The organism is Vibrio clamense (assembly GCF_050337905.1).
In the GTDB taxonomy this organism is placed as follows: domain Bacteria; phylum Pseudomonadota; class Gammaproteobacteria; order Enterobacterales; family Vibrionaceae; genus Vibrio; species Vibrio cortegadensis.
This window is the reverse complement of sequence record NZ_JAKJTJ010000019.1, coordinates 59,871-74,840: the sequence shown is the minus strand read 5'-3', so window position 1 is coordinate 74,840 and position 14,970 is coordinate 59,871. Positions and strand designations below refer to the sequence as shown.

Genomic DNA, 14,970 nt, shown 5'->3' with positions numbered 1-14,970 from the left:
TTGAGTACCTATTAGTTATTACCAATCACGTCTAATTTCGCACGAATAAACTCGCTATGATCGACGTAAAGTAATTCTGCTGCTTTGCGAATAACCGAGTCTTCTATCGGGTCAATTTCCCCATCGGCATGCGCTACTTCCCACATTCCTTTGATTAATTCGAAACGTTTATCTTGAGATAGCTCTCTTAAGTGTGATGTGAAATCGTATAAAGAGACCGATTCCTTCACTTTTTCGTTCGCTTCTACGAGCAGGTCTGCGGCTTGCTGAGCATCAATGTTAACGAGACGCTGTAATAGTCCGAGCTTTGCTTGTTGCTCTGCTTCGTTGATCTGATGGTCTGCGCCTGCAACTTCACAAAGTAGTGATGCAATGGCTAAATTTGGTGAGACATTGGCATTCTTCCCAAGGTCTTGCCCTTCCAAAAGTTGTTTGAAAAGCGAGGTAAGAGAATTAAACATGATAAATGCTCCAAAAAAGTATAAATGTGAGCCGTTCATTCACGACTTCTGTTGTTGTCAGTATTAATAAGGCTTCTATTAATAAATAATGCCAATTGTGTTTAATCACAAGGGACTTTGCGAAACTTTACCTTTTTCTGACGTTCATATCAGTACTACTAGGCTCAGCTAGTCATTATCTGTCGGAGGGAAAGTGATCCGATACCCTTCACCTGTCAGTATGGATATGTCGCTCGGCTTTCCATCGGCGTCCAGCTTTAATTCACCGATGGCACTCTGATTCACTAAACGATAATAACGTTGTGAGTCTGGTGAACGTTTGGTGATTTTTAGTCGCTTTCGCTTTGTAAACCAGTTGAGCACAGAGCGCGGACTGTAGAGCAGCCTATCCATGCCATCGCAAAATTTGAGTAGGGCTGATGGGAATTGGTTTTTAATTCCACTACAGGTTATCTGGTAAATGTTCGGGCTCGACTTCCTAAAACGAAGCTTAATGTCATAGGCAAAAGAGTAGTGAACATCACCAGAGAGAATGACGAAATTGGTTGGTGTTTTTGTATGAGTAAATATACTCAGCAGAGTATTGGCGCTGCCGGGGTGAGCCATCCAGTTTTCAGCATCAATCACAAGTGGTTGCCCGATATTGGTCATGCCTTTTTGTAGTGCTTCGATGAACTTCACGCCAAACATAGGCGCAGCAGAGACTAATATCACGGCTGGCTGGTGCATGAGTTCATGTTGCATTTCAATGAGCGCTTCCCAATCCATTAAACCTGATGGCTTATTCATTCGAGATTCTGATCGCCAACGACGACTTCTGGTATCTAACACGACCATCTTAGGCTGAGTGTCGATGGTATAATGCCATTGCTCAAAACGATCTAAATAGTAAATAAAGTCATCTTGAGATTGGTCATTTGGCTGATTGAAAAAACGGTGAGCATAGGCCATAAAATCTGTCGAAAACTTTTCAGGGGCGTTCCCCCAGCCTTGGCATAACCAATAGCTGATAAGCCCATTACCGATAATCCGTTTTGATAGCGGATTTGATTGAGCGGCATGTTCCCAACCGACGGTTAAATTCCAATCGTCAGTAATATCATGATCGTCAAAAATCATATAAGTGGGAATGTGTGCCAATAAACGCTGTACTTGGCCCAGTCCTAAAACGAAATTATCAATATGCTTTGTTTCGTCTCGCCACGCTTGCTGCCACTTAGGGGATAATTGCTGACCACCTTGAGTGAAATTAACATTGAGATAACGGTCTCTATCAATGTGTTGCCATAAGGTTGGAGACCAAACCAATAGATACATGGCGAAAAATTCAGAGAAAGTGATGAGATGGTTTTCACATTCAGTCGAGCTGAAAATTGGGATCCCTTTGTGAGGAAAAAACTTCGCAAGTAAGCCATCTTCTTTAATGTAATGAGGAAGTATGGCATCACGATGGTAAAAATTTTCAGCACAGGAATAGAGTGATTGGCTGTCTGGCACCATGTCGCATGCTAGGTTTTCGTCTGGCAAGCCAAGTATATGAATCACTTGTTGAATGGCATCTAGCATTGGTCCTGCGACATGATCCGCGTAGATCTGGTCACCACTCATCATAAGAAGCGAAGGGCGATCTTCAATGCTTTGAGTCGCTACTTTTGAATCCGCAGCGACTAAACTGTCTCGACTAAAATGGTGAGGGTTACGGCAAGAGCCGTGTAATACATAATCGGCTTTGCTATTAATGCTGAAAGAGACCCGAGATTCATTCGGGTACAACAGTGTTGGACAGTTATGACTTAAAGGTCCGTCTTGAGTGATTAGGTCATACTCTAAAGCGGTATCCGTTGGGAAATGACCTTTGACGTGTGCGAGGACAACCCATGCTTTCGAACCAATTTGTATTTGGCCTTCAGTACAGACATCAGCAGAATAAAAAGGAGTAGAGTTCTTTGGGTAATATAGATTGAATTTGGCTTTTAAGGGCTGAGTGGTGACAAGCCATAAAGTGATCTCAGAGGGTGTCGTTTTGCGTAAAATTGGCCCTGCAATAATGAAAGGTAGTGTCGATGTCTTGCTTGGCAAACAGAACTCCTAAATGAAAATGGTGGTGTCGAATACTCAAACCTAGGTACTAGTCATTGTCGTACTAACTACTGTCATACTAACCAGTGACGTTCTAGCTATTGGCGTACTAGCTATTAGCGTACTAGCCATTGTCATGCGTTAAGTTGTTATCGGGATCTTCAAGGATTTCGATTACATCGGAACTAGAAAGTTCATGTCCCATTAAAAATAAAGCGAGCATGGCGTCAGCTTTTGTTTTGGTGTCGCTAGATTCATCCAGTAATTGTTCGAATCGACTGCGTAGCATATTGATTTCATGTTCAACAAACCCACGGCCTTCTTCATCTCCCTGCGTCTCTTCTGGAGCATTATCAAACTCTAAAAATAACAAACTCTCATTTAACTGAGTATTGATGAGCCTTTCGGGTAGCCACTCTTCCCCCATAACGACATCAGGGTCGTGACCTTCAGGAAGTGATTCGATGATTTTTTTTAATTCAGAAGCTTTCACATTTCTTACATCTGATGGACAATATTCTTTATTGTAACGGTGAAACGTACTGAATCATAAGCAAACATTGTATAAATCGGTAATAATTGAAGGATCATTACGAATTCTGCTGTTTGTTCGAGGGTTTAAAAGAATAATGCATAAACAATATCAATGTAGAGCCTTAACCGCGCTCTTAGCGATGGTGGTTTCTTGCCCATCTTTGGGTACAGAAGAACAAGAGTGGGGAATTGCGGCGATGTATCGCACGACCAGTATCCCATTCGATACAGCGGGAGGCGACCAGACCGTCAGCACCTTTGTTCCTATGATGTTTTTCGAGAATGAGTACGTCTTTGTCGATGGTATTGAGGGCGGAGTATTTCTATATAATAGTGAAGAATCCGATTGGCGGGTGAGTGCGTTAACTCGTATGCGCTTTATCGATATCCCGCAATCGGCACAAAATGCCAATGAGGGCGACACTGCTGACTTCGGTGTGCAACTCCAATATAAAATTGATGACACTTGGTCTTTTGATAGCGAGTTGATGACCGATGATGACTTGCAATTCCACAGCAATTTTCGCTTAAACGGTCAGTACGAATTTGGCGATTGGGAGCTATCCCCTAGAGCGACAATTCGTTATAAAGATGCTGATTTCAACAGTCAGTACTATGTATTTAAAGATGTTACTGGTGAAAGTATCGGAGCTGGAATTGATGTCAATCTAGGTATTGATATTCGATATCATGTGATCTCAAATTTATATCTACTTGGTTCGACTAGTGTCACGCGCTTTGATGACAACGCTTTCAATTCATCGATTGTTGAAGACCGCTATCAAGGTGAGTTCTATCTAGGTTTTGGATTTTTTAACGACAAAACCGCACCGACAAAACCGGAATTGAGCAATAAGCCTTATTTACGAGTCGCGCATGGTTGGGCAACGCCATCGAATATCGGCGACATAATGAAGCTGAATAGCGAGAAAGATAAATATAATAACCAACTGACTTCAGTCTTTTATGGTCACCCGTTGACCGACGAAGTGTTTGGCGTGCCAATTGATATCTATTTCACACCTGGTATCGCGCATCACTGGTCGTCGAAGGTTCAGTCTGGTAGTACGGAATACATCGCCGCAATAAAAGCGTTCTACACGTTTGATTGGCCTATTAAGTGGCGTTTTGGTGTTGCTGAGGGCTTATCTTACATCGACAGCATAACCTATATCGAACAGACCGAGATGGATGAGAAAGGGTATACCGCGAGTCATCTATTGAACTATTTAGACTTCTCATTTGATATTAATGTTGGAGATGCAGTGAACCAGTCCGATCTAGAAAATGTATGGTTTGGGTATTCTCTGCACCATCGTTCCGCCATCTTTGAAAATGCCTCTCAATTTGGGCGAATTAAAGGCGGTAGCAACTACAATACCATTTACATTCAATATGAATTCTAGCTAATTTTTTGACGTTTAATCTTATAAAAAAGCGTGAATGCTCAATACATTCGCGCTTTTTTGTGTTTGTAACGGGATTAATTTGGAGCGGAAGGGTTATCGTATGATTGTTTATAGTTTGGCTGTGATATAATTTTGCCAGTTTTTAGTTAGTAGATATAGGACACGCTTTGACCTCGTCACAGCCCAAAGCAGAAAAAAATCCTTCTGCATCAAATAGCCCGTCAGCATCCACCAATAACGCAACATCATTACGCAAAGCATTGAGCGAATGTATGATGCGCGATCGCTTCCGATTAGGTAAGCGAATCTCTGGCGCGAGTAGAATCAAGAACGAAAAATCCAAACATGCGGTATTTGATGAGATTGCATTAGATATCGCCAAATCAATGATGGTGGCGCAAAGCCGTATTTCTCATCAGCCAACCATTGAATACCCAGAAATTCTTCCTGTTAGTCAAAAACGTGATGACATTGCCAAAGCGATTGCTGAGAACCAAGTGGTGATCATTGCAGGTGAAACAGGTTCTGGTAAAACAACCCAAATTCCAAAGATATGTAGTGAGCTTGGTCGTGGTAAATATGGCTTGATTGGTCATACGCAGCCGCGTCGTTTAGCGGCACGCTCGGTTGCCAACCGCATTGCTGAAGAGATGGAATGCCAACTGGGTGAATTTGTTGGTTATAAAGTCCGATTTAACGACCAGATTTCAGATAACACTCAAATCAAATTGATGACTGACGGTATCTTGCTGGCCGAGATCCAACATGACCGTTATTTAAATCAATACGACACCATTATTATCGATGAAGCGCACGAACGCAGCTTGAACATCGATTTCATCATGGGTTACTTGAAAGAGTTATTGCCTCGTCGTCCTGATCTAAAAATTATCATTACATCAGCAACCATCGACCCTGAACGTTTTTCCAATCACTTCAATAAAGCGCCGATCATTGAAGTATCAGGTCGAACTTACCCTGTAGACACGCGTTATCGTCCATTGGGTGGTGAAGAGAGCAGCGATCAAGATCGTGACCAAATGGAAGGCATCTTTGAAGCGGTTGATGAACTTTGTGATGAAGGTTTAGGTGATATCCTAATTTTCATGAACGGCGAACGTGAAATTCGTGATACGGCAGACGCATTAAACAAACGTAACTTACGTGATACGGAAATTGTGCCGTTGTATGCTCGTTTGTCTGCTGGTGAGCAGAATAAGATTTTCCAATCTCATGTTGGTCGTCGAATCGTACTCGCAACCAACGTGGCAGAAACGTCACTCACCGTTCCGGGCATTCGCTATGTAATTGACCCTGGTACTGCACGTATTAGTCGTTACAGTTATCGAACCAAAGTTCAGCGCCTACCAATCGAAGCGATTTCTCAAGCGAGTGCTAACCAGCGTAAAGGTCGTTGTGGTCGTGTGGCGGAAGGTATCTGTATTCGTCTCTATTCAGAAGATGATTTCTTATCTCGCCCTGAGTTTACCGATCCCGAAATATTAAGAACGAACTTAGCGTCAGTTATCTTACAAATGACCGCGCTGGGTCTAGGTGATATTCAAGCCTTCCCATTTGTTGAAGCGCCCGATCAGCGAAATATTCAAGATGGTGTCAAACTTCTTGAAGAGCTAGGCGCTATCAAAGCTGCAGTTAAGAAAGGGACTTCAGATCCTAAGAAACAGTTAACACCAATAGGTCGTCAACTGGCTAAATTGCCAATCGATCCGCGTTTAGCACGAATGGTGATTGAAGCACCAAAGTATGGCTGTCTGAAAGAAGTGATGATTATTGTATCGGCATTATCGATTCAAGATCCTCGCGAACGTCCATCAGAGAAAAAACAAGCGTCAGATGAAAAACATAAACGCTTCTTTGATGAAGACTCGGATTTCATTACTTTTGTGAATCTTTGGGAACATATTAAAACCCAGCAAAAAGAGCTTTCAAGTAATCAATTCCGCAACCAATGTAAAAAAGATTACCTGAACTATTTACGTATTCGTGAGTGGCAAGATGTCTATTTCCAAATTCATCAAGCGATGCGTGAAATGGACACTAAGCTAAATAGTGAACCGGGTAGTTATCAAAATATCCATACCGCTTTGTTGGTGGGTCTGCTTTCTCATATTGGTATGAAAGATCAAGAGAAAAATGAATACCAAGGTGCGCGCAATGCTCGCTTTCACATCTTCCCTGCGTCTGGTTTGTTTAAAAAGCAGCCTAAATGGATTGTCTCTGCTGAATTAGTGGAAACGTCCAAGTTGTGGGGACGGATTATTGCCAAAATCCAACCAGAATGGCTGGAGTCGATTGCTCAACACTTGATAAAACGTAGTTACAGCGAACCGCATTGGTCTAAAAAGCAAGCTGCGGTTATGGCTCATGAAAAAGTGATGCTTTATGGGATCCCAATCGTTCCGAAGCGTCAGGTTAATTATGGCCCTATCGATCCGGTAGTCAGCCGCGAGATCTTTGTTCGAAGTGCGCTGGTGGAAGGAGAGTGGGAAACGAAACACGCTTTCTTTAAACAGAACCGTAAACTGCTGCTTGAAGTTGAAGAGTTAGAACATAAATCTCGTCGTCGCGATATTTTGATTGATGACGATGAGCTGTTTGATTTCTACGATCAGCGAGTCAGTACTGAAGTGGTGTCTGGACGTCATTTTGATAGTTGGTGGAAAAAAGCGAGTAAAGATAACCGCGAACTGCTTAATTTCGAAAAAGAGATGCTGTTCCGTGGCGATGCCAGTCATGTTACTGATTTGGATTATCCTAACTTTTGGCATCAAGATGGATTAAAGCTGAAATTAAGCTACCAATTTGAACCTGGTGACGATACCGATGGTGTAACCGTTCATGTACCACTGCCGATTTTGAACCAAGTGAGCCAAGCTGGGTTTGATTGGCAGATCCCGGGTTTACGTCATGAATTGGTGGTGAGCTTAATTAAGTCTCTACCTAAAACGCTACGCCGTAACTTTGTGCCTGCACCTAACTATGCGGATGCATTTCTTTCACGCGTGACGCCAATGGAAGCACCACTTCTTGATTCTATGGAAAAAGAACTTCGTCGCATGACGGGAGTAGAAGTACTACGGGAAGATTGGAAGTTAGAGCAGATCCCAGAACACTTGAAGGTGACATTCCGTGCAGTCGACCATCGCAAGCGTAAGCTAAAAGAGAATAAAGACCTGCATGAACTCAAAGAGAGCCTGAAAGATAAAGTTCAACAGACTCTTTCTCAAGTTGCAGATGATGATATCGAGCAGCAAGGTTTGCATACTTGGAGTTTTGGTGAACTGCCAAAAGTATACAAACAAAAACGTGGCGGCTTTGATGTTAAAGCTTTCCCGGCGTTGGTTGATACTAAAGACAGTGTTGAAATAAAACTGTTTGAGACAGAAGAAGAGCAGATCAGTGCAATGAGAGCGGGGCAGCGTCGCCTTATTTTGCTGAATGTTCCATCGCCGATTAAGTATCTGCATTCGAATCTGCCTAACAAATCGAAACTTGGCTTGTACTTCAACCCGTATGGAAAAGTACTTGATCTGATTGATGACTGTATTGCTTGTGGTATTGATAAGTTAATTGAAGATAAAGGTGGCATCGTTTGGGAGCCAACTCAGTTTGAACAACTAAAAGAACATGTTCGAGCGGAACTGGGCGATACCGTTGTTGCAGTCGCTGAACAGGTTGAGACGATTTTAACGACCGCGTTTAGTATTAATAAAAAGCTGAAAGGACGTGTTGATTTCACCATGGCATTTGCGCTTTCTGATGTAAAAGCTCAAGTAGAAAGCCTCATCTTTAAAGGTTTTGCTACCGAATGTGGTTGGAAGCGTCTCCCGGATATTCTTCGTTATATGAGAGCGATAGAGCGACGAATGGAAAAATTGCCAATCGATCCGAATAAAGATCGTTTGCATATGCTCAAAATTGAATCGATCACTAATGACTACAAAGAGTTGTTGAATAAGATTCCGAAAGGGATTGCTGTGCCAGATAATGTAAAAGAAGTGCGTTGGATGATCGAAGAACTTCGTGTAAGTTATTTTGCACAACAGTTAGGAACCCCATATCCGGTTTCAGATAAACGAATTAAAAATGCGATTGATGCCTGTTAGGTATAGATATTGCATACTATAAGTTAATAACAATTTATTGGCAGTTAGGTGGCAAAATGTCGCCATTTAAATTAACTGCCATGTTAAATGAGAAGGTTAAACATGAAAAAGACACTATTAGCTCTAGCTTTGATCGGTGCATCTACGTCAGTAATGGCTGATTCTTGGTTGTACGGTGGCGTTTCTGGTGGTCAATCTGACTTTGATGGTGAAAGCGATACTGCCTACGGTGTCCATGTTGGTACTGGTTTTCTTCCAATCATTGGTATTGAAGCTGGTTTGTGGAACTTAGGCTCTTTCGATAGCGTGTCATACGATGGCGCAGACCGTAAAAATGTTGATGCGACAACGGCTTACATTGCTGTTAAACCAAGTATTGATCTTGGTCCTTTGCATATCTACGCGAAAGGTGGTCTACATTCATACGAACTTAAAGGTGATTCAAGCTTTAGTGAAGATGATGTTGATATCATGTATGGAGTTGGTGCTGAATACTTTGTATTTGGTCCTCTTTCAGTTGGCGCTAGCTACCAAAACTTTAAAATGAAGCATGACAATATCGGTTCATTCACTGTTAATGCAACACTGCACTTTTTATAAGTCCTGATTTGCTTCAAATTGAATTAAAACGCCAGCAAGTATGCTGGCGTTTTTTATAAGCATAACTAATGAATAATGAATAATGAATAATGAATAATGAATAATGAATAATGAATAATGAACTAATTAGCTTACTAGTTGATGTATTGTCTCGCTTGTTGTTCGAGCTTTTGAAACTCTTTGCATTTTGAAACGGAACGGTGCTGATCGCAGATTGACAGTAAGTCTTCAATAAAGAAACCTAATGCTTTTAATTCAATGTTAAAAATACCCTGTTGCAGAGGTTGCGGTAAGTACCCATAAACAGATGCTGCGCCGAAATCCCCAAATATCATGTCTGCTGAGTCATTGACCAAAACGTTATGGGCGTACAAATCACCATGACAAACTTTGTTGCGGTGTAGGTGATGAAAAACATCCGTCATTTGAGTGACGATTTTAGAAATTTCTTCAATCGAAAGAGAAAACCCATCTTCAAACGTATCGCGAGTGCAAGATTGTAAGCTAGGCGGTAGACCTAAATTGAAGAAACTATTCGGAATCAACTCCATAACTAAAGCCAAGCCTGCTGGTTCAGATATTTGAGCCAGTGATTTGATGAGATTATCGTGTGTTCCTGCCTGTAGACACGCTTGCAATTCATCTTCTGGGTAGCCATCGCTGGTTATTTCCCCTTTAAATACTTTCACTGCAACTTCTTCGGGCAGATCAAGGGAGGTATTTTTCCAATCAGCATGAGAAATAACGCCAGACGCACCTTGCCCTAAGACTTGATTGAGTTGCAGATCCTCAAAGGAGACATGAGGAACGGTTTCGAACTCTTTTTCTCGTTGGCAAAAAGGGTTTCCAGAAAATGCAATCCAAGCGAGACGCGGAAGTTCGAGTAGTTGTTTAGGAAACTCGGCTAGTGCATTTGCGGATAAGCGGATCAATTCTAATGCGTTCAATTGATTCACAGTTTTTGGCAACGAGGTCAGTTGATTTCCAGCCAAAGCGAGTTTTTGAAGTCTTGGTTTATTACCTAGGCTATCAGGCAATTCAGCGATCTTGTTATCCGTTAATATTAACCAACGAAGTGTTTCTGGTAGGGAGTTTGAAGGAACATGGCTGATTTGATTCGCTTTAAATCCGACCATTTCAAGTTTTGGGCATTGGCCTAATACTTCTGGAAGCTCAGTAAACAGGTTATTAGAAGCGAAGATAATTCGTAGATTTTTGAGTTGAGATAGCTCATTTGGCAACTGTCTCAGTTGATTATTGGAGAGATCTAATATTTCCAATGTTTCAGCTAATTCAAGGATCTCTATTGGGAACTCTTTTAACTCTTCCGATAATTGGAGGCGGGTAATCCCTTGTAGTTGTCCCTTTCTAAGCTGTTCTAACGTTTGCAAACCGTTTTCCTATATGACCTGTACAATGAAATCGTATTCTACTTGGTATGTAGGGTATTGGCTCTTTTTTTTCTTTATGCTAATTTAATTAATAGCAGTACCGCTGGATGGGTACTGTGTAAAGATACAGTGTTTATTATTGACTAACTAACCGTTACTTCTATACTGTTTATATAAACAGTTAGCTTGGAGGTGCAGTATGTTGTGGGATACATTAGACCGTGTAAATCGTTTACGCCAAGAAGCATTGGCTAATCCAGAGTTTGTTGATTCAGCTAAAGAGCATGAACTTGCACTTGAGGAAGAACAACAAAGTGTCGAAACTAAACCTAAGCGTCGGTATAGAGTGAGAAAACCTAAAGCTCTATCTGATATTTATGATCATGTTGAATTTGCCTCTAACCCAACAGGCATTCAACACTAAGTATGCTCAATACATACCATCGACATTGTTACTTCTAGAGCCACATCGTGTGGCTCTTATCATTTATCGAGTCAAATCCGCTTCACGATTTTTGGAAGCCGCTCTCTTATGAATTCTCACCAATCTCATTTTCCAAAAAAAAGCCCCAGTGATTCACCAGGGCTTGTTATTGTCATTTAAATTAAAGTGTTAGAAGGTAGTTAACTAACTGGTTGTACTCTTCGAAACTCTTAATATTGTCAGGCTTTACGATATATTTGTTGTTAACTAGTACCCCTGGAACTCCTGTTAGCGTACTTGCCTCAAATTGTTTGTCGAAACGCTTCTGCATTGAATTTACGGCAAAGCTATTGTAAGCAGCATCATATTTTTCAGCATCAATACCGTAGTCAATGAAGATCTGACGCAGAGCAACTTCATCTTTTGGTGCTTGGCGGAGTTCATGAATCTGTTTAAACATAGCCGCAACCATCTTGTCTTCGACACCCAGAGCAATCATTGTTGCGTAGGATTTCGCCATTGGAACCGCCATTTTGCTACCCATGAAAGCGACATGCACTTTTTCAAACTTGGCTTCGGTAGGCATTGAAGATTTTAGCTGTTCAATAACGCCTTCGAATTTGTAGCAATGCGGACAGTAAAATGAGAAAAACTCCGTTACTTTTGGATTCGTGGCTTTTTCGACATCAAGAACTTGGTAGTGCGTGCCTTCAGAAAATTGTGCAGCTTGGATAGAGATGCTCATAAATAGAGCGGCAACAAGAGTGAATATTTTATTCATGTGTATTATTTCCATACAAAATTAAATAGATCTCAACCTGTAGTGCTGAGAGATGTTGTTTGTTTGACGTTAGAAATTACACAATTGGAGGGCGATAAACAGAGTTCGCTATGAGTACGGCTTTCTTACTTAACTCGTTGGGAATTAACGCCAAAGAGTGACTACGAGGTGATAAATCTGAATTGGTTCGATAATTTGGTATTTTAATAAGACATATTGAACCACAGCAGTGATGCTCTAAGGTTGAATCACTGATTTTATCGTGTTCAGGACAGTTCGATGCTGAAATGAAACTTGAATATGATTTGTCTAATGAGTTTGAAAAATGGATGGTTTCAGAGTTCGCAAGTGCAGTGCTAAACATGCTTGAGGTCAACATTGCCAATAAGGCTAATGTTGTAATCCAAATTGTATGTATTAGCTTTGGCATGAGAGTTCTTTATATCCAGTGAAAGGTAATTATACATAATAAAACCACGACACCATATCCTATATGAAAAACTGTTAACTTGAATGCTGACAGGGATAAGAGAGTACGCTAAATTCTATACTATAAGTGTAGTTGCAATGAAATAAGGTGAATTTGAGGATGAATTCGAAACTCCAAATAAAACCTGAGGTAAATGCCATTAATAATTCGCTTGAGTATAAATACCCAATGTTTGATTGGTCACTCAACCTTGATACTCGAGAGTTTAGCTACGATTATAACGCATTGGCCTCGTTACTTGATCTAGAAGTGCCAATCGTAACCATCACTGACTTCATGCAGTATATAACTCAAGAGCAGAGAAAAGAGTTAGAACTCGTATTTCTGCAAGCAATCAAGTCTGGTGAAAGACAACATTTCAGCTGTTGTTTCGTTCCTAACCAATCGATATTGGCTTATGTTGAATTTTATTTTGAGTTAACTCAGCCAAGGCAAATCGAGGGAACGGTTCGCCCGGTAATGCTTGTCTCCTCAAAACATCAGATCGCGAACGTATTTCGCAGCTTATTTGAAAATAGCCACCATGGGGTTTTGATCACCGACAGCGAAACTCGAATTATTGCGTGCAATCAACATTATGAAAACCAGATGGGGTTTGAGCATGGAACGCTAATTGGAGTTAAAACTAATATATTCAACGTTGGGAAGTATTCGGATCAGTTCTATGACGACATGTGGCATCAAATCCATACCAATGGTTTTTGGAGTGGGACCTTGCTCACTCGTGATGCTCATAATCAAGTATTCCCTCAAGAGTTAACAATACAGAAGATAGAAGCAACACCAGGAGAGATCTATTATTTAGGGCTCACAGTCGCTCTACCTAAACAGACAACTCAAATTGCGACAAATGAGCTAGGGGGACTCGCACTGTCGAGTAAGCTTCCTACTAAAGATAAATTTCTTAACCAGTTACGTCAATTATGTGGAAAAGATCATCAAGCGAACAGTAAAATTGTACTGACTATTAAGCCGAAATTTGCCTGTGATTGTTACAATGATCATGTTGAACTTTCTGAAGTCATCTCTTTAGGTAATGTTAGCCAAGCGATTGGATATTTAGGCGATCAAATATTTGTGGTTTGCATTGATTGTCAGGCAAGGCATGAAAGTATTGAATCAAGGTGTGTTCGTTCTGCGTTACGTGATTTTTTTCAAGAAATTAGGCTAAATAGTCGAAAAGAAATATATGACGGAGTGATGAATGGGCGTATTGGTGTCTCCATCTTAGGGTTAGATAGCCAGAGCGCCTCACAATTACTGTCTCATGCAACTCAAGCTATGTTGGAACGGCACTCTGGAGAAGATCGCAATATTAGCTTCTACCACAGTACCATCCATAATGAGATTAAAAGGAAGAAAAGATTAGAGGATGGAGTATTACAAGCCATTCAAGAGCGGCGTCTGGAAGTTCACTATCAGCCTATCGTGGATGCGAGGAGTGGTGAAATAACCAAGTTTGAAGCACTGTGTCGTTTTCCTAGTATTGACGAGGAATCAAATGTTCAAGAGCTGATTAATATCGCTGAAGATTTAGATTTAATTAATGAGCTGGATTCTCAAGTTAGTATGATCGCATTAGATCGTCTAGAGGATATTCACCAACAGTTTGGTGAACATGTGGGCCTTACCTTAAATTGCTCATTAAACACCCAAAGAGAACCGGTTTCGGTTTTAAATAATTTGGCAGAGCTAATATGCACTCATGCAAAAAAACCTGAATGTGTCACTATCGAATTGACAGAGAGTGCCTATTTTGACAATGAGGCGAATCAGTCTGATGCACTTAAAGAGCTGCGAAATTTAGGTGTTAGCATTGCTATTGATGATTTTGGTACAGGGTATTCCTCTTTTAGTTACTTGAGCAATAGCCAGTTTGATATTTTGAAAATAGACAAAGCATTTGTATCTGATATTCATCTGCATTCGAACAAATTCAATATTGTAAAAATGATAACTGAGTTGTCACATACTTTAGGCGTTGAAGTTGTGGCGGAAGGTGTCGAGAACTATCACGAGTTTAGAGTACTGCAAAACTTAAAGGTTGATAATGTACAAGGCTTTTTATTCTCAAAGCCTAAGCCATTTTTTGAGTTTAATTCTGGAAAGCCCTATGTGGATCAATTGAAAGAAGTAGGGTTGATTATGAGTGAACAGTCACACGGTACTATCTTAGGTCTATCACGAAACGGTCCACCAAGAATTCATCCATCAGAACCATTATCTTTGGCATTTCAGTACATTAATGAACAATCTATTCCTTATATTCCTGTCGTGATCGACAATCGATGCGTAGGCATTGTTGGCAAAGATTCCCTCAATCTACATTTAACCTTGACGATGGGAACCGATCTTGAAACCACGAAGGAGTCTCAAATTTGGAGAAAAACAATTAATCAAGTGATGCAAGTGAAGTTCACCCAGTTGCAAGATAGTCTGAATATAAATGAGTTGGCGGCATTACTTGATAGCGAAGTGGCTTTTCCATGGGTATTTGTAGACTCAGAAGGAGAGTATAGAGGTATTTTGTATGAATCTGACATCATAAGATATTTTACTTCTTGCTAATTATTATCGGTCGAATAAATAAAAAATGACTCATAGCTGGTTAGACGCCTCATATTAAATGAAAATAATTAACTTTCTTGTTAGTAAGGGGGTTTAGTGTGCAAAA

11 protein-coding genes are annotated in these 14,970 nt (G+C 40.8%); 5 read left to right on the top strand and 6 right to left on the bottom strand.

The window, feature by feature from the left end:
* Positions 1-11: 11 nt before the first annotated feature.
* From L4C39_RS03190 to L4C39_RS03180, 3 genes are all read right to left on the bottom strand, one after another.
* The gene (locus L4C39_RS03190; protein WP_429744385.1) at positions 12-461 is read right to left on the bottom strand and encodes a tellurite resistance TerB family protein; all 450 of its coding nucleotides are present in this window, start codon (positions 459-461) and stop codon (positions 12-14) included.
* 168 nt (positions 462-629) lie between these two features.
* Complete coding sequence (locus L4C39_RS03185) at positions 630-2,540, bottom strand: metallophosphoesterase family protein (RefSeq protein ID WP_429744383.1); 1,911 nt, start codon at positions 2,538-2,540, stop codon at positions 630-632.
* A 124-nt stretch (positions 2,541-2,664) separates the two neighbouring features.
* Entirely contained in the window at positions 2,665-3,033 is a 369-nt protein-coding gene (locus L4C39_RS03180) for a VC1380 family protein (RefSeq protein ID WP_429744381.1), read from the bottom strand.
* Between the two features lie 181 nt (positions 3,034-3,214).
* Between L4C39_RS03180 and L4C39_RS03175 the strand changes: the two genes are divergently transcribed.
* The 3 genes from L4C39_RS03175 (at position 3,215) to L4C39_RS03165 (ending at position 9,210) form a co-directional block, all read left to right on the top strand.
* Positions 3,215-4,480 (top strand): MipA/OmpV family protein, encoded by a 1,266-nt coding sequence (locus tag L4C39_RS03175; protein ID WP_429744814.1) that lies wholly within the window; start codon positions 3,215-3,217, stop codon positions 4,478-4,480.
* Between the two features lie 170 nt (positions 4,481-4,650).
* The gene (hrpA, locus tag L4C39_RS03170) at positions 4,651-8,610 is read left to right on the top strand and encodes an ATP-dependent RNA helicase HrpA (protein WP_429744379.1); all 3,960 of its coding nucleotides are present in this window, start codon (positions 4,651-4,653) and stop codon (positions 8,608-8,610) included.
* 102 nt (positions 8,611-8,712) lie between these two features.
* Positions 8,713-9,210: a porin family protein gene (locus tag L4C39_RS03165; RefSeq protein ID WP_017052746.1), complete on the top strand. Its 498-nt coding sequence runs from the start codon at positions 8,713-8,715 to the stop codon at positions 9,208-9,210.
* Positions 9,211-9,344: 134 nt separating this feature from the next.
* Here the strand turns inward: L4C39_RS03165 and L4C39_RS03160 are convergent, their stop codons facing one another.
* Complete coding sequence (locus L4C39_RS03160) at positions 9,345-10,601, bottom strand: leucine-rich repeat-containing protein kinase family protein (protein WP_429744377.1); 1,257 nt, start codon at positions 10,599-10,601, stop codon at positions 9,345-9,347.
* A 199-nt stretch (positions 10,602-10,800) separates the two neighbouring features.
* Between L4C39_RS03160 and L4C39_RS03155 the strand changes: the two genes are divergently transcribed.
* Positions 10,801-11,025, top strand: a complete 225-nt coding sequence (locus tag L4C39_RS03155) for a hypothetical protein (protein ID WP_017052744.1) — start codon at positions 10,801-10,803, stop codon at positions 11,023-11,025.
* A gap of 181 nt (positions 11,026-11,206) precedes the next feature.
* Here L4C39_RS03155 and L4C39_RS03150 read toward each other — a convergent pair whose 3' ends face one another.
* Both L4C39_RS03150 and L4C39_RS03145 read right to left on the bottom strand, forming a co-directional pair.
* The gene (locus L4C39_RS03150; protein ID WP_017052743.1) at positions 11,207-11,806 is read right to left on the bottom strand and encodes a thiol:disulfide interchange protein DsbA/DsbL; all 600 of its coding nucleotides are present in this window, start codon (positions 11,804-11,806) and stop codon (positions 11,207-11,209) included.
* Between the two features lie 76 nt (positions 11,807-11,882).
* On the bottom strand, positions 11,883-12,236 hold the full coding sequence (locus tag L4C39_RS03145; protein WP_429744374.1) for a hypothetical protein: 354 nt from the start codon (positions 12,234-12,236) through the stop codon (positions 11,883-11,885).
* Positions 12,237-12,395: 159 nt separating this feature from the next.
* Between L4C39_RS03145 and L4C39_RS03140 the strand changes: the two genes are divergently transcribed.
* Positions 12,396-14,864, top strand: a complete 2,469-nt coding sequence (locus L4C39_RS03140; protein ID WP_429744372.1) for an EAL domain-containing protein — start codon at positions 12,396-12,398, stop codon at positions 14,862-14,864.
* Positions 14,865-14,970: the final 106 nt, after the last annotated feature.